This is a genomic window from Rubripirellula tenax (assembly GCF_007860125.1).
GTDB lineage: Bacteria > Planctomycetota > Planctomycetia > Pirellulales > Pirellulaceae > Rubripirellula > Rubripirellula tenax.
On record NZ_SJPW01000001.1, the window covers coordinates 1,399,476 to 1,424,536 of the forward strand.

Annotated in this window: 20 protein-coding genes; 4 read left to right on the plus strand and 16 right to left on the minus strand. The window is 56.3% G+C overall.

Annotated elements, in window-relative coordinates:
* Window positions 1–18: 18 nt before the first annotated feature.
* On the minus strand, window positions 19–828 hold the full coding sequence (locus Poly51_RS05200) for an MBL fold metallo-hydrolase (RefSeq protein ID WP_390621738.1): 810 nt from the start codon (window positions 826–828) through the stop codon (window positions 19–21).
* Between the two features lie 658 nt (window positions 829–1,486).
* Here Poly51_RS05200 and Poly51_RS05205 point away from each other — a divergent pair.
* Complete coding sequence (locus Poly51_RS05205; protein ID WP_246114269.1) at window positions 1,487–2,422, plus strand: TIM barrel protein; 936 nt, start codon at window positions 1,487–1,489, stop codon at window positions 2,420–2,422.
* A gap of 86 nt (window positions 2,423–2,508) precedes the next feature.
* Here Poly51_RS05205 and Poly51_RS05210 read toward each other — a convergent pair whose 3' ends face one another.
* The 11 genes from Poly51_RS05210 to Poly51_RS05260 all read right to left on the minus strand — a co-directional run bounded on the left by Poly51_RS05210 (window position 2,509) and on the right by Poly51_RS05260 (window position 16,211).
* Window positions 2,509–3,774 carry a hypothetical protein gene (locus Poly51_RS05210; protein ID WP_146454863.1) on the minus strand — a complete coding sequence of 422 codons (1,266 nt, stop codon included), beginning with the start codon at window positions 3,772–3,774 and terminating at the stop codon, window positions 2,509–2,511.
* Between the two features lie 170 nt (window positions 3,775–3,944).
* Window positions 3,945–4,445 carry a hypothetical protein gene (locus Poly51_RS05215; protein WP_146454865.1) on the minus strand — a complete coding sequence of 167 codons (501 nt, stop codon included), beginning with the start codon at window positions 4,443–4,445 and terminating at the stop codon, window positions 3,945–3,947.
* Between the two features lie 314 nt (window positions 4,446–4,759).
* The gene (locus tag Poly51_RS05220) at window positions 4,760–5,863 is read right to left on the minus strand and encodes a 3-oxoacyl-ACP synthase III family protein (protein WP_146454867.1); all 1,104 of its coding nucleotides are present in this window, start codon (window positions 5,861–5,863) and stop codon (window positions 4,760–4,762) included.
* Window positions 5,860–6,330 (minus strand): PaaI family thioesterase, encoded by a 471-nt coding sequence (locus Poly51_RS05225; protein WP_146454868.1) that lies wholly within the window; start codon window positions 6,328–6,330, stop codon window positions 5,860–5,862. Before Poly51_RS05225 ends, Poly51_RS05220 begins: the two co-directional genes overlap by 4 nt.
* A gap of 140 nt (window positions 6,331–6,470) precedes the next feature.
* Window positions 6,471–7,394: an SMP-30/gluconolactonase/LRE family protein gene (locus Poly51_RS05230; protein WP_146454870.1), complete on the minus strand. Its 924-nt coding sequence runs from the start codon at window positions 7,392–7,394 to the stop codon at window positions 6,471–6,473.
* A 146-nt stretch (window positions 7,395–7,540) separates the two neighbouring features.
* A complete protein-coding gene (locus Poly51_RS05235; RefSeq protein WP_146454872.1) occupies window positions 7,541–8,524 on the minus strand; it encodes an NAD(P)H-dependent flavin oxidoreductase in 984 nt (327 codons plus the stop codon).
* Window positions 8,521–9,006 (minus strand): DUF4442 domain-containing protein, encoded by a 486-nt coding sequence (locus Poly51_RS05240; protein WP_146454874.1) that lies wholly within the window; start codon window positions 9,004–9,006, stop codon window positions 8,521–8,523. The genes Poly51_RS05235 and Poly51_RS05240 overlap by 4 nt, the downstream gene beginning before the upstream one ends.
* Window positions 9,003–10,859 (minus strand): acyl-CoA dehydrogenase family protein, encoded by a 1,857-nt coding sequence (locus tag Poly51_RS05245; protein ID WP_146454876.1) that lies wholly within the window; start codon window positions 10,857–10,859, stop codon window positions 9,003–9,005. Before Poly51_RS05245 ends, Poly51_RS05240 begins: the two co-directional genes overlap by 4 nt.
* On the minus strand, window positions 10,856–13,009 hold the full coding sequence (locus Poly51_RS05250; RefSeq protein ID WP_146454878.1) for a 3-hydroxyacyl-CoA dehydrogenase NAD-binding domain-containing protein: 2,154 nt from the start codon (window positions 13,007–13,009) through the stop codon (window positions 10,856–10,858). Before Poly51_RS05250 ends, Poly51_RS05245 begins: the two co-directional genes overlap by 4 nt.
* 156 nt (window positions 13,010–13,165) lie before the next feature.
* On the minus strand, window positions 13,166–14,449 hold the full coding sequence (locus Poly51_RS05255) for a thiolase family protein (RefSeq protein WP_146454880.1): 1,284 nt from the start codon (window positions 14,447–14,449) through the stop codon (window positions 13,166–13,168).
* Entirely contained in the window at window positions 14,442–16,211 is a 1,770-nt protein-coding gene (locus Poly51_RS05260; RefSeq protein ID WP_222435787.1) for an AMP-dependent synthetase/ligase, read from the minus strand. The genes Poly51_RS05255 and Poly51_RS05260 overlap by 8 nt, the downstream gene beginning before the upstream one ends.
* A 553-nt stretch (window positions 16,212–16,764) precedes the next feature.
* Between Poly51_RS05260 and Poly51_RS05265 the strand changes: the two genes are divergently transcribed.
* Window positions 16,765–17,721 (plus strand): helix-turn-helix domain-containing protein, encoded by a 957-nt coding sequence (locus Poly51_RS05265; RefSeq protein WP_146454884.1) that lies wholly within the window; start codon window positions 16,765–16,767, stop codon window positions 17,719–17,721.
* 43 nt (window positions 17,722–17,764) lie between these two features.
* Here Poly51_RS05265 and Poly51_RS05270 read toward each other — a convergent pair whose 3' ends face one another.
* Complete coding sequence (locus tag Poly51_RS05270; RefSeq protein WP_146454886.1) at window positions 17,765–19,132, minus strand: hypothetical protein; 1,368 nt, start codon at window positions 19,130–19,132, stop codon at window positions 17,765–17,767.
* A 160-nt stretch (window positions 19,133–19,292) separates the two neighbouring features.
* On the opposite strand from Poly51_RS05270, the gene Poly51_RS05275 reads away from it, so the two are divergent.
* The gene (locus Poly51_RS05275; RefSeq protein WP_146454888.1) at window positions 19,293–20,495 is read left to right on the plus strand and encodes a hypothetical protein; all 1,203 of its coding nucleotides are present in this window, start codon (window positions 19,293–19,295) and stop codon (window positions 20,493–20,495) included.
* 304 nt (window positions 20,496–20,799) lie between these two features.
* Window positions 20,800–21,345, plus strand: coding sequence for a hypothetical protein (locus Poly51_RS05280; protein ID WP_146454890.1), 546 nt, complete (start codon window positions 20,800–20,802; stop codon window positions 21,343–21,345).
* Window positions 21,346–21,418: 73 nt separating this feature from the next.
* On the opposite strand, the gene fhcD is transcribed toward Poly51_RS05280, so the two are convergent.
* The 3 genes from fhcD to Poly51_RS05295 form a co-directional block, all read right to left on the minus strand.
* Window positions 21,419–22,342, minus strand: a complete 924-nt coding sequence (gene fhcD / locus Poly51_RS05285; RefSeq protein ID WP_146454892.1) for a formylmethanofuran--tetrahydromethanopterin N-formyltransferase — start codon at window positions 22,340–22,342, stop codon at window positions 21,419–21,421.
* Window positions 22,343–22,345: 3 nt separating this feature from the next.
* The gene (locus Poly51_RS05290; RefSeq protein ID WP_146454894.1) at window positions 22,346–22,945 is read right to left on the minus strand and encodes a 5-formyltetrahydrofolate cyclo-ligase; all 600 of its coding nucleotides are present in this window, start codon (window positions 22,943–22,945) and stop codon (window positions 22,346–22,348) included.
* A gap of 88 nt (window positions 22,946–23,033) precedes the next feature.
* The gene (locus tag Poly51_RS05295) at window positions 23,034–24,539 is read right to left on the minus strand and encodes a rhamnulokinase (RefSeq protein WP_146454896.1); all 1,506 of its coding nucleotides are present in this window, start codon (window positions 24,537–24,539) and stop codon (window positions 23,034–23,036) included.
* Window positions 24,540–25,061: the final 522 nt, after the last annotated feature.

Here is a 25,061-nt window from a genome sequence, read left to right on the forward strand (position 1 = left end):
GGCACATCGTCGCTCGGTTCACAAGCGAATGTCGACCCGCAATCCGTCGTAGGCCAAATCGATCCCATCGGGTAACGACTGTGTGGTCGGCCCGTGGTCCAGGTCGTGACAAATGTGAGTCAACCAAGTTTGCTGGGCACCGACTTGCCGGGCAACTTCGACAGCTTGTTCGACATTGAAGTGAGTCGGATGCGGCTTGTGGCGAAGCGCGCCGACAACAAACGTCTTGACGCCTTTCAATCGCTCCATCGACGACGGCGGAATCTCGTTCGCGTCGGTACAGTACGCGAAGTCACCGAACCGGAATCCGAGCACGTTGAAGTTCGGGCCGTGCTTCAGCGGGATCGGAGTGACCGAAACGCCCAGCACGTCGAACGGTTCATCGGGCCCGATCGTGCGACATTCCAGTTGCGGCGTCGCACCGGGATGCGTCGGAACTCGCTCGGTGAACGCGTAGTCAAACGACTTTCGAATGCGTGCTTCCACGTGCGGTTCGCAGTACAGCGGCACCGGACCGCCCAATCGAAACGGGAACAGCCGCAAATCGTCCAGCCCGAACAGATGGTCCGCGTGCTCGTGAGTAAAAACGACCGCGTGGACGAGCGGAATTTTTTCGCGAAGCAACTGAGTCCTGAGATCAGGCGGCGTGTCCACCAGAATCATATTCTCCCCGACATGGACCGTGATCGCGCATCGCGTCCGATTGTTACGTGGGTCATCACTTTGGCAGACATCGCAAGTACACCCGATCGCCGGTACACCGACGCTGGTGCCGGTACCCAAGAAAGTCACTTGGGCAGAAAATCGGGGGGAAGTTGTTTCGGACACGTGATGCTTGTATCGGAGTGTGTTGGCTTACGAAGACGACGGTGACGAATCCGTTTGCCTACGGCTGAGTGGTTGGCAATAGCGAGTTTCGCAATCGAACTCGCAATCGGCAACCCGATGTGGAACCGCGACTCCGCTCGCGGGACGTGAACTGCAAATGCAGTTCAGGAGGCTAGCACCGTACACCCTAAGAACGGCGTCGCAGGGCCACGTTGGGTGATCCGAAACCTCAGAACCTCTCTGATATCGACACAACCCGAACTCCATAATTCACCCTCCCTCGGGAGGGTCGCGGAGGAGCTTGCGACGACGCGGGGAGGGCTCAAAAGCATCTCGAGAGGGGCGGCCCGACCTGGACCCGCGACGGAGTGCATTGACCGGTGTGCATTTACCGGCGTCGCAGGGCCACGTTGGGCGGCCGGTTCTCAACAATGCTTCGAAAAACGCATCGATGGATCCTCCCGGAAGCCCCTTGGCCGCAGAGGCTTGATTCTGCGATACTCTCAGACTTGAAAATAGGACCCTCCCGTGATTCCACCGTCATTTGAAGGCCTGATCACTCGGTAGAACGGTGCCCAGTGGTGATCTTGCTGCCCCCACGTTAGCGACGCTTTTGTCGTGACCCCCACCAAAAAATCAAATACGAAAGAATCTTACGATGAAAATGATCAAGAACTTTTCGCCCGGATCGCTGGGAATCAACGGTCGTCAAACCGAACTGCTGGAATTGGCGCTGACCTACGCGTTCAACGGCATCGACATCGACATGCACGAAATGTTGCGTCGCAGCCTGCGAACGGACGTTGCCGATGCGGCGAAGTACTTGGAAGCCGCTCGCAAAGCGTTCAAGATCCGCATCGGCGGCTTCGACCTGGGCATCAACTTGGACGCCGACGAAGAAACGTTCACCGCGGCGCTGGCCGGGCTGCACCCGATCGCCGAATTGGCGAAAGAATTGGGCATCAAGCGTGCTTACACACGTTTGCCCGCGGCAACGGATCGTCTGCCCTACCACGAGTACTTCGAAGTTCAAAAGAACCGCTTGTCGCAGGTCGCTGATCTGTTGGCGGTCCGTGAAATCAAGTTGGGCATCGGTTTTGCCGCCGGCAAAGAATTGGAAGAGGGCAAAGAGTTCCCGTTCATCCGCAACGTCGAAGGCTTCATCGCGATGGTCAAGGGCGTCGGATCGGCCAACGTCGGCTTCTATGTCGACACCTGGGACTGGGTCGTCGGCGACGGTGCCATGGACCAGTTCAGCGAATTGACGGCCGATGAAATCGTTGCCGTTCGCTTGTGCTCGCTGCGTCCCGAAAGCGATGCGGCCACTGCAAAATCGAACGAACGCGTCCTGCCAACGCTCGAAGGAGGACTGGATCACGTCAAAGTCATCACGCATCTGACCGAAATCGGCTTCAGTGGCCCCGTCAGTCCCGGTGCGTCCGGTTCGAGCTACAAAGGCCAGACTCGCGAGAGCATCGTTCAACGCGGACAAGTCGCGATCGACGAGATCTTCACCGCAGCCGGTCTGACCGTCGCGCCGCTGCCGAAGGACTTGATCGAAGACATCCCTTACGAGCCCAACCCAATCGGCTAGGGGAGTAGGGAATCGGTTTTAGCGATTGGGTTTTAGGTATTAGGATTTGGGACTTTTCCTAAAACCTAACGCCTAAAACCTTACGCCTATCTCAGCTGCAAGACCTTTCGCAGTCTTGCCGCGACGATCGGGTCCGATTCGTCGATCATCAGCTTTTGCAGATGGTTTCGCGCGTCGCGATCGTTCATGGTCGCGATGACTGAAATCACTCGCAGACGAACTTCGCGACTCTCATCGCGGCTCATCATCCACAACCAGGGCCGCGGATCGATCGAAGGTTCGCGTGCGATCCGGTCGACCAACTCCATTCGCGTCGGAACGTCGGCCGTCGCGATTCGAGCGGCCAAGCGGAGGTCATCCCGGCTGAACCCGCGCGACATCAATTCTAGCTTGGCTTTGTCACGCAGTTCGCCGTGCTCGCTAGCCAACCAGTGAATCACGGATGCGTCGTCGTACGTTTCCATCGGCGAATCGACCAACGTGGGCTGCATCCCGGGATTTGTAGCCTGCACCTGTTCGACGAAGTATTCCGTTTCTTTTCGGATCGGCGGCTTTTCAACGACTGCGGGCTTTGCCGCCTGAACATCACGAAGCACGATCGTTTGATCCGGGTTGACCGGTTGCAGTCGCATCGCGGCCGATTTGTAGATCGACGGCGGGGGCGGATCGTTTGCATTCACGACGGGCGGTTCGTTTTCGATGCTGACCGGATACGGCCGACCGCGAACCTGCAAGCGTTGCGGCGACGAAGGGTCAAACGCGTCGTCGTCGATGATGCTTGGACCGCTGCGGTTGGACAACGTCAGCAAATCCAAGGTCTCGCCAGCGCGTCGATAGAGGTCTCGCGAGGATGCATCGGTGCGAGCGACGACTTCGGTAATGGTTTGTTGGATCAACGTCACCGCCCAACCGGTTCGGTCGTCGGGCAAAGCCGCTGAGACAGACGAGATCGCAGTCACCAATTCCCGGTGCCGGGTCTGTTGCTGTGACGGCGTCAGAACCGTCCACTTGTTTTGCAAATTGCGAAGCAGGTCATAGGCCGTTCTCGCCACATCGATATCCGAATGCGCCATCGCAGCGGCCAGAGGCTCGATCGCCGGCGATCCCATCTCGGCCATCTGCACCAACCGGTTCTGCTTGTCAGCAGCCGACAGTGAATCAAAATCCGCAGTCAATCGGTGCATCAAATAACGCTTGCTTCCAACGCTGATGCCCAACACGATTGCGAAACAAATGGCGACCAAAATCAAGAACTTCAGCGCCGACCGAACCGCCGAGTGACGCGGTTTGCTTTTTCCGGCCGCAGCCATCGCGAACGGATTGGGATAGTCGGTGAGGTCGCCGGATTGCATATCATTCTGCCTGGGTAGATGCCGGCGCGATTGTCGCCACAGCATCGAGTCCGAGGCAAGATCATTTGCCGTGAAACGCGCTGGCAAGCCGTAAAAACCAATTAAAAACCGTATCCATCGCCCTCCACGCGGTGAAGCCCGACCGAACCACGCGAATCGTCATGGCGGGACTATCGCCAGATCCGAACGCGATAGGTACCGTTGGGTCCTCGCGCGACGGCATCACCCACCAGAATCGTGCCTGGCGCCCCGGCGTGAGTACCGCGTGCCAAGCGGCTGTACCTCGAATAGCCCGCCACGCTTGTTCCGACGGATGACCTTGACGCGTATCGATTTCGAGTCCATCCGATCCCTTCGAATCTGCCGACGCTACCAACGTTTCCGATCCCACGAGGTGCGTGCGTTCGGACGTCATACCGAGCCATGAAGTTGGCACGAACCTGGGCCACCGCCTGGCCACGGCCAACGCGACGCACCCGTGGTGCGAAGCGAACCGTCGGAGTGCGGGACGGGTAAACACGACTGGACCCCAAACGCAGCGGCGCTTGCTGAGCAAAGGAACTGCTTTGCAGCAACAATAAAAAAACGATCGATGCGAAGGCGCCGCAGAATCGATTGACTTTCGGGTTCGTCGCTGAATTGGCTCTTATGGGAATGGATGGGAAGCTCATCGTGGCACCGGAGGGTTTGAGTGAGTTTCAGGTCGAAATCGAATCTCAACGTGTGGATCGCGTTGTGTAGATCCGCCATCGGTTTCGCGAACCGGACCAAATCACTCCACGCGCAGCAACGGAATCGAAGTCGCTGCAGTCTTATTCTCCAGCGCTGACACGTCTGGTCAAACGACGACGTTGCGGGACGCGCCAGAATTCAGGCCGCTTGAGAGGTAGCCCGCGTCGACCGCAACGAAACCGACGCTATCGCCAAAACGGCTAACAAATCGGCATAACTTCTAGAACTTCTGGAACCAGAACGACCAATCCGCTCACAAGCGAACCAGTGCAGCACCCCAAGTAAAGCCTGCGCCGAAGCCCATGAACAATACCAAGTCGCCTTCGTTGGCTCGGCCTTGCTGGATCGCCGCATAGAGAGCCATCGGAATCGAAGCGGCGGTCGTGTTGCCGTACTTCGCAATGTTATGCACGATCTTTTCGGGTGGGAGTCCCAGTTTTTCGGAAATGAATTCGTTGATGCGGACGTTGGCCTGATGGGGCACAACTAAATCAATGTCGTCCAGCGACACACCGTTTCGTGCCATGACCGACAATGCACATTCCGGCATCTTGCTGGTGGCCCAACGGAAGACCTGCTTTCCGTTCATCGACGGAAAGACGGCACGGTTGTCGATCATCTCTTTCGTGATCCGGGGAATGCTGCCGCTCGCGGGAGCTTCCATCCACAGCTCTTTCGCGCCAACACCATCTGCATGGACTTCGACATCGATAACGCCTCTGTCCTCTTCCGTAGCAGCCTGTTGAAAAAGGGGGCTGACCCTCTCCGACGTTTCGAGTTCACAATGTTTCAGCAACGTCCCCAAAGGTTCAGCCCCCTTTTTCAACATGCTGGTAGGCCCGAGGATGGTTGCCGCAGCGCCGTCACCAAACAGAACGGCGATGTCGCGTCCTGCATCCGAGAAATCCAACGCGGTTGAATGAACCTCCGCGCCGACCAAGCAAACGCGTTCGTACATGCCACAACGAATCCAAGCATCCGCGATTTGCAAACCATAAAGGTAGCCGCTGCACTGGTTGCGGATATCAAGGGCGGGCACACCGGGCAGTTCAAGTTTATGACCGAGAAAACAGCCGCTGCCTGGAAAATCATGATCGGGTGAGAGCGTCGCGAAGATGATCGCATCGATGTCTCGCACTTCGATGTTGGCTTTTTGACAGGCTTCTTGCACCGCAGGAACCGCCAAATCGCTGGGGGCAATTCCGGCATGTTCAATGAAACGACGCTCTTCGATTCCGGTCCGTTGGCGAATCCACTCGTCGCTGGTGTCGAACATTTCAGCCAACTCGTCGTTGGTGACGACTCTGCTGGGCACATACTGTCCAACACCTAAAATCGCAGTTCTTGTCTTCGTCATCGAATCGGCCCCTTCCGATATCCTGGCGTGCGAATGGCAACACTGCACTGGATCCCTGCACAGGGCGTCCCGTCGGTCAAATAGTAGGCGTACTCGAAAGTCGGTGTGCTACGTTCTTTCTCTTGCAGTTCTTTTTCAATCATCCGTTCCAACTCGATCGGAAATTCGAAACGCAATTCCAAGTCGGTTGTTCCTGCGCGTACGAAATCGATCGTTAGCTTTCGCGTCCAAGCGGCGTAGTTCGGATAGAGTTTGCCACAAGCGAGCGCAGCAACGGGGTCTGCCAGCGAAGCCATGAATCCGCCGAACATTGTGCCCTGTCGATTCCTGGCGGCTGCCGACAATGGCAGGAGCAAACGAATGCTGCGCCAATCAGGCGACAGATGCAGAATTTTCACTTGCATCATCTTGAACGGCTCAAAATTCTCGAGCCGTTTGATTGCGCCACCTAGCTCGACATCTGTCATTGAAGGTCCTTTCCTCTTCCGTGCGAAAACACAAATTTAGAAACTCAACCGTGCACCCGCTTCATACCGTGGCGTGTACCACCACAGAAGCCTGTCGAGCTTCAATTGTCTCAACTACTCTGTCAAGCTTGTCACACGCCTTAGAAAGATGGCAGGCCGGCGATGGGCATCTCAACCCGATAAAGTCCGGTGCGAGCGGTGGCGTACAACGTTTTGAGATCCGCTCCGGCAAACGTGACGTTCGACGGCTGCTCAGGAAACTCGATCAAGCCGACGGGTTTTCCAGCAGATGAGAAAATTTGGACTCCGAGCGAACTTGTGATGTAGACGTTGCCATCTTGATCCAACGTAAGCCCGTCTGCGCCGGTGATCTTCGTTGCTCCCTCGGGTTGCTTCAGCGTGCAGAACGTTCGCTCGCCGGAAAGCTTGCCGGGATGATCGATGTCGTAGACCAGCATCTCGGCTTGGTCACTCGGACCCACGTAAAGGTGTTTGCCGTCGGGTGATAGTCCAACACCATTGGGAACCTTCAAGTCGCCGGTCACGCGAGTCACCGTTCCCGAGTTGTCGGCGTAGTAGACGGCCAATACGGTTTGCGGCCATGGATCGGGAGCTCGATAGTGTGGATCCGTGAAATAGACCCCTCCATCGGCGTCGAATACCAAGTCGTTGGGCGCGTTGAACCGCTTGCCGTCGTGCTGTGCGACATACACTTCCGAGTTGCCGGTAACGGGATCGAACTGCGCGATCTGGCCTTCCATTTGGCATCCCAGCAGTTGCCCGTCGGCGGTCATGATCAGACCGTTCGCCGTTCCCGAGTCGCTGGTTAGCGAACTGACCTTGTCGTCGCTGCCGAGGACGTGAATGGTATTCGTCTTGATATCCGTGAAGTACAGCACGCCACGTTTGGAGTCCCAAGCCGGTCCCTCGGTGAACGAGAATCCATCGGCGACCTTCTCAACTTCGCCGACGGGACGAATCGTGCCATCCGGCGTCGCATCATCAGCAAAGGATTGGACGGTCCATCCCAATAGAAGCAGAAACAAAGTGAGTATCGATTTCATCGGTGTATCTCTTTCGACGTGAGGTTTAAGTTTGAGAGCTTCATTTCTAGCAGCCTGTTGAAAAGGGGTCTGATCCTCTCTGACGTTTCGAATTCACAATGTTGCAGCAACGTCTCCAAAGGGTCAGCCCCCTTTTCAACAGGCTGCTAATGATTGCGCAGTTCGTCGTAGATTTCGGCAACGGACATCACGTTGTCGATCTTTTCAACACTCTTACCGGCCTGGAAAAATTTCTTGTAGCTGGCTCCCTTCAAGTTGGATTTTTTCAACGTCAAAAGCGAGACAAGCATGTAGTACGATCGCATCCAATGCTTCGTCCGGCGACCTTGGAGCATCTTTCTCGCAAGCCAACCTGCCTTCAGCCCCATTCGCTGAATGTACGGCGTGTTGATCACCGACACGGGCACTCCCGAAATTTTATCCGTCAACACGATGTCGGTCGCCTTTGCTTCGATGATCGCGTCTTTATAGTCCGCATGCACCTCTGCCTCTCGACTGGCGATGAATCGTGTTCCCATCTGCACCCCTAGGTAGCCAATATCCAAAGCCTCGTGAAAGCCTTCGCGATCGGCGACGCCTCCGGCACAAATCGTCGGCTTCCCAAGCGGCGCGATTTCGTCGAATAAGCTACGAGGATCAAGCTCGCCTGCGTGCCCGCCCGCGCGATCGTTCACGCAAATAAAACCGTCCACGCCGTTGTCAAGCGCCTTGCGAGCGTGCTTCACATTGGTCACATCGTGAAAAACAATGCCGCCAACTTGATTCGCTTTGTCAACCACCCAGCGAGGATTCCCGAGCGCGGTGACAAAGAAACGAACGCCCTCTTCCAATGAAATATCCATCCACTGGTCCAGTCGCTTGCGATAGGTTGCGTTGCTTCCTTCCACCAGCATATTGACTCCGATTGGCTGGCTGGTCAGATCCCGGATCCGGCGCAGCCCCTCGCGATATTCATAGCCGTAGACATACGTCAGACTGATTGGCTGGACGATCCCGATGCCGCCTGCCTCCGACGCCGCCGCAACCAGTTCGGGGTTGGAACATGGATACATGGCCCCGCAAATCGCCGGAAACTGGATGCAGACCAACCGCGTGAACTCGTTTTCGTTTGGATTCAATTCATTGCTCATGTGGTCGTTTTCTCCGGGCCGATCACCCACAACGCAGAAACCACCGACACGATGTCCCCGGATTCGTCACGAATCTCGGCTTGAATCGTGTGTTCGGCATTCTCGCTTGGGCTAGTGATGTCGCAACGACACGTGCTGGTCAGCAGCCCGCGTGCTTTCTTGTCGTAAGAGGCTTCCATGCGACGAAGAATGCAGCGAGTGTTCGGCGGCAGTCCCGAAACGACGGCAAGACCGGTGGTCAGCTCGCCAAGGTTCGCGATCGCAATCGCATGCACGCTACGCAAATGGTTGCGGACCTTCTTACGATCTTTCAGTGTTAGACGAACATAGCCGGGACGAAGCTCTTCGACGCGGGCACCGATGCTGCCTGAATACCGCACGAACCTGCCAACGGCCAAGCTGAACAAGAACTTTCCGCCAGGCTTCGTTTCGAGCACATTCCAATAGCCCAGCAGACGTTGGCCGAGAGAACGCTTACTCATACGATTTCATCTTCCATCCATTCGAATTCGCCTTGCATGAATTGCTTGTTCAGCTTCACTGTGGCTTTGTCGTTATTGGAACCGATATCACGAAAGAGTTGGTCGATACGACGCTGTGCTTCGCGGCAATAGTAATCGGCCAAGTCCGGCGCGCCTGCACCTTCGTCCGATTGGCTGGACAGCAAACTGTGTGCATACGAACAAGCTGCCGACATGATAAAAAGCTCTGTCCCGATCTGTACGAACCGGTTGATCAACAACTGTTTCTCAGCCATCTTCTTTTGGTGGACGGCCATTTTATGGAACAGCACTCGCGACATCTTTTTGCTCAGTCTCGCCACGGTTCTCATGTGCTTGTTTAGCGGCGGCGACATTCCGAAATGACCCGACGATAAGACGGGCAGCCACAATTTTGGATACCAGAGTGAGTAAGTTTTGGTCATGTTCAGCAGTGCGCTGACTTTCCCGCCCATCGTAATCCCAGGCTTGAACAGGGCTCCGATGTGCTGCAGGTGAAAATCCAGTGCTTCGCGAGCAATGAAGAGATGCATGATCTCCGTGGACCCTTCAAAGATCAGGTTGACTCGCGAATCTCGTAGTGCACGCTCGATCGGGATTCCCTCTTGGCCGCGAGCTTTGAGCGAGTCAGCGGTTTCAAATCCGCGACCGCCTCGAATCTGTAGCGTTTCCTGCAATATCGCGTAGTGGGCTTCGGTGTTGAACAGCTTGGCCACGGCGGCTTCCAGCCGAATATCAAAACGCTTGTTGTCAGCCATCGACGACGCCAGCTTCCAGACGGCGTCCATCGCAAACGTATCCGAAGCGATCTTGGCCTGTTTGCCGGCAATCGTCTCGTGCTCGCCGATCGGATGCCCCCATTGCACGCGTTCGTTCGACCACTTTCGAATGATCTTCATGCACCACTTGCTGTTACCCGTACACGCCGCGGGAATCGACAGACGTCCTGTGTTCAGTGTTTGAAGGGCCAGTCGTAGTCCATCGCCCTCACCAAGCAACATATTCTCTTTCGGAACTTTGACCTCGGTAAAACGGATGACGCCGTTGTAGAGCGCCTTCAGGCCCATAAAGCGACAGCGATGAACGACTTCAACACCGGGCGTGTTCATCTCGACGATGAACGCCGTAATCTGCTTGCGTTCTTTTCCTCGAACAACTTTCGGAGCCGTGACCGCCATCAAGATGATCAGATCCGCCTTGGTGCCATTGGTACACCACAATTTCTCGCCACTTATGACGTAATGCGAACCGTCTTCGCTAAGCGTCGCGCTCGTCGTCATCGCGCGCGGATCCGAACCGGCGTCTTCTTCGGTCAATGCGAACGCGGAAATCGCGCCTTCGCGAAAACGCGGCAGATACTTGCGTTTCTGATCGTCGGTGCCAAACATCAGAAGCGGTTGCGGAACACCGATGCTTTGATGTGCGGACAGAAGTGCGCACAAGTTTCCGCAGTAGCTACCGGCAAGGTGCAGGACGCGGTTGTAATTGACCTGACTCAGTCCCAAGCCGTTGTATTCTTTGGGAATTTTCATTGCGAAGCACCCCATATCCGCGAGGCCCTTCAACACATCGTCGGGTATTTCGCCCGTTCGATCGACGGCATCCGCATCGAGGTGTTCTTCAATGAACTTCTGAAAATTCGCGATAAATTCATCGCCGATTTTCTTGTCTTCGATTGGCTGCTGAGGAAAGGGATGCAGCAAATCCCATTTGACATTCCCTTGGTAGAGCAGCGCTGAATAACTTGGGTGCTGCCACTCAGTGTCGCGTGAATCCTCGGCGAATTCCATGGATGCGCGAGCTTCTTTTCCCATGCTTTTATCGTACAAGCTCATGATGTACCTTCATTGTTGGTTGGGGCGTAGAAGTTGACGCCGCTGTCGGCCATCTTCTGCAAGAGTCCGCTCGGCTCGAAACGCTGCTGATCAAACTGCGTTTGAAACGCCCGCAAGTCAGCCAAAATGTTTTTCACACCGACACTGTCGGCATATTTCAACAGTCCACCGCGGAAGGGCGGAAAACCGGTTCCGTAGATCATGCCCACATCAATCGTCGCCGCCGCATCCACGACGCCTTCCTCCAAACATCGCGAAGCCTCATTGATCATCGTGTAGATCAGACGCTTCGTTGCGACCTCATCACTGTGCTTGAAGTCGGCGCTCGGACGCATGCCTAGAACCTTCGGGTTCACGGATGCTTTCTTGCCCTTGTGGACATAGAAACCGCTGCCCGATTTCTTCCCAAAGATGCCCGCGTTGTCGACGTCGGATAGGACGGGAGCGACTCTCATCCTGGGTCCGTACGCGGTTTCTAAGATCTGTGCCACGTGGAAACCGACGTCGATGCCCACTTCGTCGGCAAGCTCAAGAGGTCCCATCGGCATTCCGAAACCCTTTACGATCTTGTCCAGTCGCTCGGGCTCGATCCCTTCTTGAAACAGGTAGGCGGCCTCGTTCATGTAGGGGAGCAAGATTCGGTTGACGATGAATCCTTCTTTGTCGCCAACCACAATCGGCATCTTTCCCAACTGTCTCGCAAACGCGACGGCGATCACGATCGTTTCGTCGCTCGTCTTGTCCGTCTTGATGATTTCGAGGAGCGGCATCCGATGCACTGGATTGAAAAAGTGAAAGCCGCAAACCTTTTCCGGACGGTTGGTACTTTCGGCAATCTCGGTCACTCGCAACGACGACGTGTTCGTAAAGAGACAAGCGTTTGGCTGGACGACTTCATCGAGCTCCTTGAACACTTGCTGCTTCACATCCATTCGCTCCACAACCGCCTCGATCACCAAATCAACGTTCCCAAAACCAGCGTACGTTGTGGTCGGTGAAATCAAACTCATTTGAGCATCGACTTGCCCCTGCTTCATCCGACGCGTTTTGATTTGATAGGCGTATAATTTCTTGGCCGTCTTGAGTGCGAGGGCCAGCGCTCCGTAATTGAGATCTTTGATGCGGCAGACAATATTTTTCTTGGCCAGCAACTGAGCGATGCCACCGCCCATCACACCGGCGCCGACCACACCCACCTTTTCTACTTTCGCGGGAGGCGTCGTCGCGTCCGTCCACGATCTTTTTCGGTACGCTTCATCCAGATAGAAGACGTGGATTAGGTTCTTCGAGATTTTGGTCACCGCCAACTTCCCAAGCCAATCGCTCTCGATCCTAGATGCCTCGGCGTGCGACTTACCCACCATCGCTTGGATCGCGTCGAGCGCAGCAAGTGGCGCCGGGTAGTGGCCGGAGGTGGTCTTCCATACGTTCTTGCGCGCCTGTCGGAACAAGATGCTGCGGCCGATCGGGTTTCCTTCTAGCAGTTTCTCGACGAGCTTCGGCTTGCGCGTCTTCACCTTGTCCCGACCCGCCAAAATATTGCGTCCGAACTTCGACGCTTCATCGACGAGCACCGGATCGTAGAACAACCGTTCGACCAACCCCATTTTCAAAGCCGTGCGAGAGTCGACCAACTTCCCCGGTAAGATCATCGCCAACGCTTTTGAAATTCCGATCCGTTTTGGAAGGCGAACGCAGCCGCCGAATCCGGGCAGAATCCCGAGCTTGACTTCGGGTAGCCCGATCTTGATCGAATCGGCAAAGCCAGCAACGCGATAGTCACAAGCAAGTGAAAGCTCGTAGCCGCCACCGACGCAGGCCCCGTTGATCACAGCGATCGTGACCTGGGGAAGCTTTTCCAACTTGTCAAAGATTTGTTTTCCGAGTTCGCATTTATCGCTCGCATCTTGGGGGTCGCTCAATGATTCGATCTCCTTGATGTCGGCGCCGGCGATGAAGATTGACTTCTTGGCGCTCGTGATCAGCAATACACGAACATGCTCAAGCGCAGCGATCGCGTCGAGTTGCTGGTCAAGTTCCTTCAGTGCATGACTACTGAGGATATTTGCGTTGGAATCGGGAGTATCGAATTCCAGGATTCCGATTTCGTCGCGCTGCGTGAAGGTGAAGTGGTTGATCGTGTTTCTCATTCAATGTTGTGCGTTCGTTGGATGACAATCGGGGAATGTTTGTGTGATCCGTGGACCGTCAGGCACAGTTTTTTTGCATGCCACCGTTCGGTAAATACTCGGCCACTGACGCGGCGCGTCTTACACGGAAGTGAATTATTGTGTCACGAACCGGCTCTACACGCGTTCCAAAATCACAGCTCCGCCTTGACCACCGCCGATGCAAAGTGACACGATCGCGTGCGAATCATTGCGTCGATTCAGTTCTCGCAGAGCTGTTAAAATCAGGCGATTCCCCGTCACGCCGACTGGATGGCCCAGCGCGATGGCACCGCCGTTGACGTTCAGCCTTTCGGGTTCGAGCCGGCCGATTGCTTGATCACGCCCCAGTTCTTGTTTCGCAAAGTCGTCCGATTCAATGAGCTTGACGCAGCCCAAGACTTGAGCCGCAAAGGCTTCGTTGATTTCCACGAACGACATCTGGTCGAGGCTCATTTGAGCCTTCTTGAGCGCGGTCGAAATTGCGTAGACGGGGCCGAGTCCCATCACGGCTGGGTCCAACCCTTCATACGCATAGGATTTGATATAGCCGAGTGGATTCATCCCCAATTCACGGGCCTTCGATTCTTTCATCATCAGAACCGCACTGGCCCCGTCGGTCAGCGGGCAGGCATTACCGACCGTTACCGTTCCGCTATGCCGATCGAAATACGGCTTTAGCTTTGCCAAGGCCTGCAACGACTGTCCTTCACGCGGTCCATTGTCTTGCTCGCAAGTGCTGTCGTAGCCAGGCTCGACGGGGACGGGCATGATTTCTTCGGCCAGTTTGCTGCGACTTGCAAGAGCCCGATCGTGGCTTTCGAGCGCAAACGCATCTTGTTCTTCACGCGTGATTCCACATCGCATGGCAATGTTCTCGGCCGTCTGCCCCATGTTCAAACCGCAGACCGGATCCGTCAAACCACAGACGACTCCAATCACCGGCTTCAAAAAGTGCGGACGAAACGAGGCGATCGTCTTCAGTTTCTGAAACGCCGTCTTCGATCGCATCAGGTTGGCGAACAGGCCGGTCATGTGTTTGTTGTAGATCAACGGGATGTTCGTCATCGACTCAGTACCACCCGCGATGACAACTTCCGCTGCACCGCTAATGATCTTTTCGTAGCCGCTGGTGACCGACTCGAACCCCGAGGCACAATTCCGCGAAATCGTGTACCCACGAGACCGATGGGGCAGTCCAGCCATCAGCGCGGCGACGCGGCCGACGTTGGCAGCATCGACGGGGTTCGCAACACAACCCAAAATCACCTCGTCGACCAATCCCGGATCGATCGATGTCCGTTCCAGCAATTCACGGATCACTAGCGCAGCAAGTTTCTGAGCGGGGATGTCTTTGAGGTCAGTACCGGCTTTGCAGAATGGGGTTCGTATTCCGTCAACGATTGCTATTCGATCAGTCATATTGAACGTTGATTGCTCGCTTGGGTGATTCGGCATACAGATCTTCAATCTCAGGTACAAATTTTTCAGCGATCTTTCGACGTTGAAGTTTGAGCGTCGGTGTCAGCAATCCGTTGTCCTGAGAAAATGGATCAGCGACCAGAGTGAAACGCTTGATACGTTCAAAGTTCGAGAGGCCAGACATCCCCGTCGCGAGCGCCTTTCGCATGACTTCGGTGACGCAAAGATCGTCGACGGAAGGCGTTTCCGCCAGATCGAGCGATCGACCGATCGCGCCCAAGTCGGGAACCACCAGCGCCGCTGTGAATCGTCGGCGGTCACCGATCGCACAAGCGCTGATCACAAAAGGCGTGCTCTTCAATGCGTTTTCGACCGCCTGTGGAGCGACGTTTTTCCCAGTCGAAAGCACCAAGATCTCGCGCTTACGATCGACGATGGTTAAGTATCCATCTTCGTCCAGAGTGCCAATGTCGCCGGTGTGATACCAACCATCTGCGTCGAGTACCTGCGCCGTTTCTTCGGGTCGCTGCCAATACCCCTTCATCACGATCGGACCACGAACCAAGACTTCGCCGTCGCTAGCCAGCTTGATTTCGACGCCGGGAACACTCTGACCAACGGTTCCCGGTTTCATTGCCTTTGGAAAAGTCAGCGCTGCGGTGCAGGTCAACTCGGTGGCTCCGTAGCCTTCATAGACGGGTATGCCGATGCCCCAGAAAAACTCAATGCTTGTCCGGTTGCTGTTGGCCCCACCGGTCACGACCAACACAAGATTGCGACCCATTTTTTCGCGAATCTTCTGCAACACAATTCTGTCAAGAAGCCTGTTGATCGAGCCAAGTCGAACCTCGCCGACTGGCCCTCCATCACGGATCGCCGCCAAACGAGGCTGGCGACAACGCTTCAATGCCAGGAGCGCCAGGCTTCGCATGACGAAGCCCTTGGAGCGAATCGCAGCCATCGAGAGTTCTGTGAATTTATCCAACAGCAGCGGGACGGTTGGAAACCCATGTGGCGAAACGTCGGCAAGGTTCGCGATCAGTTTTTCGCGAGCAGGCTCGGCGATGACCAATCGTCCACCCGAGAGCAAAGTCCCGGACACCGTCGTGTTTCTCGCCATCACATGGGCCAACGGCAAGTGCAGCAATATTGTCTTTTCGCGTTCAGTCAGCAGCTGCGAAATCGTATTGTCCGTGTTCGCAAGCAAATTAGCATGAGTCAGCATCACACCCTTGGGATCGCCAGTAGTGCCGCTGGTATAGAACAGTGCGGAGAGGTCGTCGGGACCGACCGGCGGCATTCGCAAGTGTTGTGCGATGTCCGGCTGCGCCTCCAATGCCCGCTTACTCTCCTCGATCACCGTGGCGAAGCATTCGCCAATCTTGCCTTCGTCTTCGGAAAAAACAGCGATGGCAAGGTCATAATCGGTAATCAATCCAGCAAGTCGCTGTTGGTTCGATAGAACCGCCTTGGCCTCAGAGTCGCGTAAGAGCGAGGCAGCTTGCGACGGAATCAACGTGTGGTAGATCGTTGTCGTGACCGCCCCAATCAGTTGTGCAGCGAGATCACAAACGATCCAGGACCAACCGTTGTCTAGCCAGATCGCGACACGGTCCCCCTTGGTGATACCGCGATTCGAAAGTGCCAAACCGCATGCGATCACGCGACGTTCAAGTTCAGCAAAAGTAATGCATTGCCATTCACCGGCCTCTTTCCATTGCAAAGCGGGCAGCTCGGCGAAGCGTTCGGTAGCTTCGAGCAAGCGATGAGCATATGAGTCACCTTGAGGATGGCTCGCGTTCATTGGCAACGCGCGGTGTCTGAGATCCGCGACGCTTTGGCTAGTCACACTCATGTTAGGACACCGCCTTCTGCCACTTCAACAAGGGTCGCATCCGGCGCGGGCAAGTGCGACGGTAGCGTTCAGCCCACCGGGCCCGATCGTATCGAAGCCGCTCACTTCTGCCTGTTTGGCCCGGCGGTTGCTACCAGAATGCTGAAATGCAAACCGACTCGGGCCTTCAACAAGAGTCCCAGCGTTACAACATTGGCGAATCAGAACTATCGAAATTCCGCAATCACGTTGAGTTCAATAGCGATTCCGGATGATCCCGACTCGTCGAAGCTTCGTTCGACTTTTCCCGTTCACGCAGCCTGAGTGAGCCCGACGTCCAACGACGTTACATCAACGATGTGGGCGGCCGAGTGTATGGCTACACTTCAATTGAACACCTCAACAGGATATAGTGGTTTCTGCTCGATCGGCACTTGGTAGACTTCCGTCGCGTCTACAGCATCTTCTTAATGGCGGCCACATGAAACCGCTCACACATTCCGAAACGATCACCGACCCGGCTGAGTGGGACGGGTCGATATTTGGCACACAGCTCGAGCTCGTGCAGCTCGCTGGCCCTGGCTTTGTGAGCACACAAACGGTCACCGAGCTTCGCGACGGCGTAAAGCTGTTGCGGCTGACGGTGAACCAGCCGATCACGGTGCGTTCACGCCCGCTCTCCAAACGCTACGCAGTGACTTCGTTTGACCGAACTCACGAAGGGCATTTCGCAGGCGTGCCAATCAATGAAAATCAACTGCTGATCTTTCCGCCCGACTTCGATTTCGATGCGTCCATCAAAGACTCTGGATTTCGATGCAGCACGATCTTCGCGCCACCCAAACCATTGCGGCGGTACTACAAAACATTGGTAGGTGAAGAAATCGAAGAGTTTCACTCGACGCTGATTGCGAATCCACCGCCAGACTCAGTCGAGTGGTTAGCCGCGTGGCCGAGTCTAGTTGATGATAAAATCACCGAATCACTCGAAACTCAACAACGCATTGATTTTCAAGAATCGCTAAGAGACGAGGCGCTGAACTTACTTGTATGCGCACTTCAAACAGCTGCGAAACCGGAGTTCTCGGAAGAGATGCCGCGACTGTCGAAAGCACGACAGCTGATTCGAATCGCCGAAGACTATGCGAACGGAAATCCCGAGCACGGATTGCGGATGGTTGACCTCTGCAATGCCACAGGCGTCAGTGAACGAACACTGCAATACGCCTTTCAAACATGCTTAGGAATTTCGCCAATCAATTACCTAAAACGGATGCGATTGCAACGTGCTCGACGGCAATTGAAAGTGTCGAACTCGAAGCAGACAACCGTCGCCGCGATCGCATGTCAAATGGGTTTCTGGCACTTCGGTGAATTCTCGAAGGCTTACAAAGCCCAGTTTGACGAGTCCCCATCAACGACGTTACGAGGGCACTAGCAGCCTGTTGGCGTCGCAATGACGCGGATTCGCGTTTGAATGGCTAGCGTTTGACGGCGACTTCTCGACAGGTTCGGTCGTACACGGCGACCTGCTCGGTCCACTGCTGGCGCAACCGACCGGGCACATCGACGCCGCCAATCACATCGCTAAGTGCGGCGCCGAACGTCGACAAGGTTGCTTCGCTGAACATCGGGTCGATCCAAGCTATCATCCCTCGATCGTCCATGATCGACGCGGCGCCAGGATCCAGCTCGATCGCCGCGGATACCTTGCCGTCACCATCAACAATGACCGGGACCGTTACTTGGTCGGGAACGAAACTCGCCGCGTCTGTGTCAACCAAAATCGCGAACCGCAGTTTGTCACGCAGTTCGTTCGGTAACCGATCCGACCAATTTTGGGCCGTCGCCACCGCGACCATGGTCAGGGGATCGCTGGACATGCGGACCCAGATCGTGATCGGCCGATCGGATCCCCAATCCGTAAACGTGATTCGGTTTTCCGAATCGGTCACGCGAAACGACGACGGCTTTGTCCCCAGGATGCGGGCCGGCCGCGACGGCGGCAGCGGAACAAACCGACGCACCCATTTCGGTGATTCCGGCAGCGGCTCAATCGTCGGCGCTCGATCGGGTGGGTTCACCGTCGCGCCAACCAAATCGATGCTCAACCGAATCGGTTGCGGCGCGGCGCCGGGGCGAAGCGGCGCGACGACATCGGGTAGATCCACCCGGCGCACCAAGGATGCCCGTTCGTCAATCCAGAACTGAAACGTCTGATCACCGGCTGCGACGACCACGCTGCGACATGTGCGACCGTCGACGATATCCGTTTTGCCGAAGTCGAATCGATGCTCGGCCTGGAAGAGCGACTTCATCGGTTCAGGCGAAAACAGCCATTCCAACTGCGGCGGCGGCCCCGCTAAACCGTTGGTGATGCGGCCAGCCAGGATCGGATCTTCCAGCAACTGCGAAACATCAGGACGTCCTGCGATTGCCGCAGACTTCAAAACTTGAGCGTCAAAGTTTTCCGACGATGGATCGGCAATCCAGGCCGTGACGCTCTCGGGATCGCTGGTCAAACGAACGTCGTAGGTTTCCAAATACAGTTCGTTTCGGTCGAACCAAATCCGCATCGGCGCAGCGCGAGTCTCGGTCGAGTTGCCGACCTCGTAGCTCATTTTCACACGTCCGCTGTCACGATAGGACGCCACGGCGCGATACCGGGAAAGCGTCATCCCGAGCAGGTCACGGGGCGATTGAGAGGCGAACGATGCGGGCCGAACGGAATCGATCGGAACGTCAGCGACTTGCGGGGGCGATGGCGAGCAACCGGCCAAAAACAACGTGAAGGCGGTGGCCCCGATTCGACAACATGCGCGGCGGTGAAGGGTGTTTGGCGATTTCACGATGGCAGATTCCGGTGGCATGCGACTTCTCGAACCTCGCCAAACCTACTAAAACCACCAGAACCGTCACAATCGCGATCTCGCGCGTCGCTTCTAGCTTCTAGCTTCTAGCTTCTGGATCCTGGCTTCCTGTCACCTGCCCCCAAAACCTACTCCCCATATGCCGCTGAATTTCTCGCGAACGATCGACGTCCTGGCCAGCGAACAGGTCTGGCAATACGACGCCGTTTCACCCGACCGATGCGGCGACGTGGCCGCGACGACGTATGCCGCGCTGCATCGACCCGATGATTTTCCGCCGCTGGGATCGGCGATCGTACCGGGCGACCGCGTCACCTTGGCTGTCGACCCGAACGTGCCGATGGTGGCCGAAGTCGTTCGTGGTGTGCTGCGTGCGATCAGCGAAACGGAAGCTGAAGGAGTGGACGTGCTGGTCTGGGACGAGGCCACCGACGCTACAATCGAAGCGATCCGCGCCGAACTGCCACCAACCTCGCGAGTGGTGCGGCACCGTAGCGCCGATCGGCGTTCGCTCAGCTACCTTGCCGCCGATCCGGACGCGGACCCGATCTATCTGAATCGGTTGTTGGTGGATGCCGATTTCGTGCTGCCGATCATGGCGGGCCGGCCGATCGTCAAGTCGGCACCACGTGATGTGACGGGCATTTACCCGTGGCTGGCCGACTCGGGGGCTCGGGCCCGGTATCGCGATGCGCCGCCCTCCCAATCGAAGGCCAACGCCAAAATGGCCGTCGAGACGACTTGGTTGCTGGGCGTTCAGATGATGGTGTGCGTCGTGCCGTCGATCGACGCCATGGTAGCCGACGTGATCGCCGGAACGATCCCGGCGATCGACAAACGATTGACCGTTGAAACTGACGAAGAGCACGATTTTCCGCCGCCGGCGGAATTGGTGGTAGCGTCGCTGGACGGTGACACCCAACAACAAACGTGGGCCAACGCCGCCCGCGCCGCAGTTGCGGCCGTGGATCGCGTGCTGCCCGGCGGGACCATCGTCGTGTGGACGGACATCAACGAATCGCCCTCGGATGCAATGCTGCGTCAAGCGAATCGCGACGCCGAGGAAGACGCGTCGAACGAGGAAGCCGAATCGGAATCCGACACAGAGAATAGTGCCGCGAAAGACGACGATATGGAGTTCCCCGCATGGGACGAATCGATCGCACTTTCACGGGCGCTAACGGACATCGCCGCCGAATATCGGCTACTCATTCGCGCGGCGATTGACGATCAAACGATCGAAGCGCTGGGGCTTGGATCGGTCGCCGATGGGGCCGGGTTGTGTCGATTGAGCAAGTCATTCGGCGGTTGCGGCGTGCTGCGAGCGGCTCAGTTTGCGTGAAACGGAATGATTCGTCGCGACAGAAATGGGGCACGCAAAACGCTTCGGAAACGCCATGATTTGCTAGCCAGACACCGAATCGTGATAAACCGTTCCGCTCGTAACGATCAGGGGATGCTCGGGCTTCCAAATTTCTTTGCAAAGGTCTGTTTTTGCTCAATTCCACGTTGAGCGGATAGCCGTGACGGATAGGATCGGAGTCATACCAATGGGTGATGCGAACGGCACAGCGACGGACGCTGGTCGATTCACCCAACGAAACGAACTGATAGCCCCCTGCCGACGAGGCGAGCATTCTATGGACATGAGCGAGACGAGCCGACCGATCGTCGATGAAGTCGACTTGATGTTGGCAAACGCCCGCTTGCGAGACGAATTGGAACCGTACCGGGACGAGTCGATCGATGCTTCGATCCATCGTATGCCGCTGCGAACCGAAAACGAATATCTCGCATCGATGTTGGCTTGGGAACGAGCCCCGGCGCTTCCAATCGCAAGCTGGTTTACTCCCGTGATGGAGTTACCAGCACCGGATTCATTGTCGGACGAGTCGCTGAAGGAATTGCTGATCGGAACAATCATCCGCCTGCATTCCCAACGCGTCGTACTGCGTTGCACGGACCACCTGACGGATCGCGAACTCTACAAGATCATCTACCGCGACATCCTGCCGTGTTGTGAGAAGAAGGTCGAATTGCCAGGCAAGTTCCTGGAGTGGCGTTGCATCGAAGACAACGAAACGTGGCTGCGATTTTACGCCGACGCCGTCGAGCGACGACGCTTCCAAGAAGAATACGACGTCGAATTACCACCTAGCGAAACGCCGCCGTTTCATCGTGACTTGCCGTAGTCGAATAGGCCAGCCCGCCCCCGCGAAAGAAGTCGCGGGGGCCTCTCGTGCGCCAGCGACGCTTAACAGGCTGCTAACCAATCAGTTCGTGCAAGTGCACGAACGTCTTCCCCAAGCGTCCGCCGTAGTTTCCGGCACTGATTCGGACCAGACCCGGCGTCTTCGCCGCCGCGTGAATCGCGTTTCGCGTCGCGCTCTGCAATGCTTCTAAGTCACGGCCGTTGACGATGATTTCCATGATGCTGTTCACGCCGTCGGGAACCTTCGACTTTTCGCCCAGCTTGTCCTTCAACGTCGGACAAAATTCTGCGTAGGTCGCGGCAATCAAGAAATCGTAACTGCTGCCGGCCTTGGATCCGCTTGCCGCCACGCCACCGGGGAACGTCGTGATCACATCCGGCGTCGACTCCGCTGCGATCGATGCTGCTTCGGCCGCGTCCAATGCCGTCGCCTCGTCGGGACCAAAGAACCACAGATTGCCACCCATCACTCCGTCGCGAAACCCGAAACGCCGCGACAAAAAGAACTCGCCACCGAGCGTCGGAATCACCCACCCGGGATGCCCGAAGCGTGTATCACGAAATTGATGCCGATCACCGAACAGGGCGATCTTGCGTCCTAACTTGAAATAGTTCTCGGTATCAAGTTGGTTGAATAGCGCCGTCGTTGGACACGTCAACACGTTCTGGCTTAGCCTCGCCAGCATCACCTTCTCTAAGTGCTTTTCACGGTTCTTTACAAACCTTGGCACGTGAAATTGAACAACCGCGCCGATGCGACCGTCGGGGGTTTCATCGGCGCTGACCCAACGCGACACACCCGCTTCGCAGTCGCAAAGGATCGTGCTGGACGCATGTCCGGTCACCGCGGCTACACAGTGCCGCAGCCAGCGGTCGTCGCGTGCCGTGATCAACACCTCGCCATAGATGCTGCGAAAGCCTTCGGCGTACGTGTCTTCGACCAGTTGCTTCAGATTCAGTTGATTCGAATCGGCCATTCCTTAACCCCGCCCTTTTCCCTGAAAAGCATTTTCTTCGGTAACCACGGTGTCCATGAAGATATCGTGGTCGTGCATCGGAATCTGATCAAACATTTGGCACTCAAATGCCAATGACACCAACGGTGTATCCGCGCGAGCGTTTTCAAGCAGTTTGTCGTAGTAACCTTTGCCATGGCCGGTGCGACCGCCGGTTCGGTCGAACGCGACACCGGGCACCAGAATCAGGTCCAATTCTTTGACGTCGATTTTCTTGGCCGCAACCTCACGAAGGTCCTCGCGTGGTTCCAAAATTTTGTACATGCCGACGGCCAATTCATCCATCGACTCAAGCAAGAACAGTTCCAACTCGCCGTCGACACAGTACGGAATAACAATGCGTTTATCGCTGGCAACAGCGTCGGGAAGCGCGTGGCGTGTCCGCACTTCATCGCGAACGTCGACGTACCACATCACACAGCCCGCCGATTGATATTCGCTCAACGCCATCACGCGATCGGTGATCCGTTGACTGACGCCGTCCTTGTCGGCTTGGGCTTTGCGAGCGGCATGGGCCGCTTTGCGAATTTCGTCTTTTCGAGCAGCGAAGGGATCAACGGTCATCAGTGAGTCTCGGGTGCAAAGATTAGTGACTTGAGATTAGTGACTTGAGATTAGTGATTTGAGATTAGTGATTTGATTGGTGATTGGTTTACAACGTCGCAAACTGCTTGGCCGGCTCGGTCCAAACGTCGGAATTTTGTGGCTGATAAACCGTCGGCTCGAAACTCGCCCGCACCAACGCGCGAGCTTCATCGAACGATTTCAGTTTCCCCAGCCCGACCATCTGCATCAGCACGTTTCCAATCGCGGTCGCTTCCACGGGACCGGCAACCACCGTTCGCTCGCAAGCATCGGCCGTCATTTGACAAAGCAGCGCATTGACCGAACCGCCGCCGACGATATGAATCGTCTCGATCGAGTGGCCGAGCATCGATTCCAACATGCCCAAGCAAACGCGATAACGAAGGGCCAAACCCTCTAGCGCCGCTCGATAGAGGACACCGTCACTGGCGGGCTTCGCCTGACCCGTTTTCTCTGCCAACGCGACGATCGCTTCGGCCATGTCGACGGGCGCGACCAATTCGGGCGCGTCGGGGTTGATCAGCAATCCGAACGGCGGCGCCTCGGACGCCTGTTCGACCATCATGTTCCAGTCCACTTCGTTGCCTCGACGGATCATCGATTGGCGTATCTGTTGAAAGATCCAAAGACCGCCGATGTTCTTGAGCAGTCGAGTGCTGCCGCCGACGCCTGATTCGTTGGTGAAGTTCAGTTCGGCACATCGATCTGTGATCATCGGCTCGGGCAATTCACATCCCATCAACGACCATGTCCCGCTGCTGATGTAGCACCATGACGGCTTGGCGGGCGCGAAGTCTTCGGCCGGAACCGCCAACACGGCCGACGCGGTATCGTGAGTGGCGGGCACGACAACCGGAACACCTTCCAGCCCCGTGACCGACGCGACCGAAGGTTGAACCGGCCCCAGATTTGTACCCGGCAGCGTTACCTCGCCGAACAACTTGGCCGGCAAACCCAATCCGGCGATCAGCTTGTCGCTCCACCGACCCGCCCGAGGATCGAACAACTGAGTCGTCGAAGCGTTGGTGACCTCGTTGCTGGGCCGCCCGGATAACAGCCAGTGGAAATAATCGCCAATCAACAGCATCGTCTCGGCCGTACCCAACGCCGGGTCATCGGCCAACTTTGCGGCCAAAAATTGGTAGATCGTGTTGATTTCCATGAACTGGACACCTGTGGCTTGAAAGATCTCGTCTCGCGAAACCAGCTCACACGCCCGCTCGATCATGCCTTTCGTTCGTCGGTCCCGGTGATTGAAACAGGAACCCGCGAATTGTCCGGCGCGATCGATCAGGACATAGTCGACACCCCACGTATCGACCCCCACCGATCCGATGTGGGCGTACTTCGATGACGCCATTCGCAGTCCCGTTTGGATCTCTCGCCACAAGCCCAGAACGTCCCACTGCAGCGAATCGTGGACTCGAACCGGTTCATTGGAAAACCGATGGATCGCCTCGAGCGTCAATTTCCCATCGACGACGACCCCGGCAATCACGCGACCACTACTGGCTCCCAAATCAACGGCGAGGTGAGCGGTTTGGCCGGAGTCCGATACAGCGTTTGCAGTCATAGGAGTCGAAATTTTGTGACGAGGTGCGACATCCGCGGCATGACTTGCGCGGCTGTTTTCGCCCTAGGTTATCGCACCGAAAGCACGTCGGCCAGACGCGACAATTACCACAAACCCCTCTACAGAGCAATGGCTTTGCTATCTTGTTTTCGCGGCTGGGGAGGGCCGGGCGGCGACACCGAAAAAAAGGGTCCAAGAATGTAACTCGGGGTCCATCAACGCTTTACTGACGACAGCCGGGCACATGGGGGTCCAAAAGCGAAATTCTGGAGTTGACCGGTCCGGCCAAGGGCGTAATCTAACTCTACCGAAGCGACGAACGGCGTGCGAAAACCAAAGTCACTTCGGCACACCAACTTCCGCTGAAATTCGAATGTAAGTCGTTGACAGCATTCGGGTTGCGCTAGGATGCCGCGGCCTCCCTTTTTGGGGGATGGTTGTAGGCTTGCCTTTCCGCAACCCTTCAGCAATCGACTCCGCGAGTTCGCCTTGCGTGAGGTTAACGCGGTCAGCTTGCGGCCA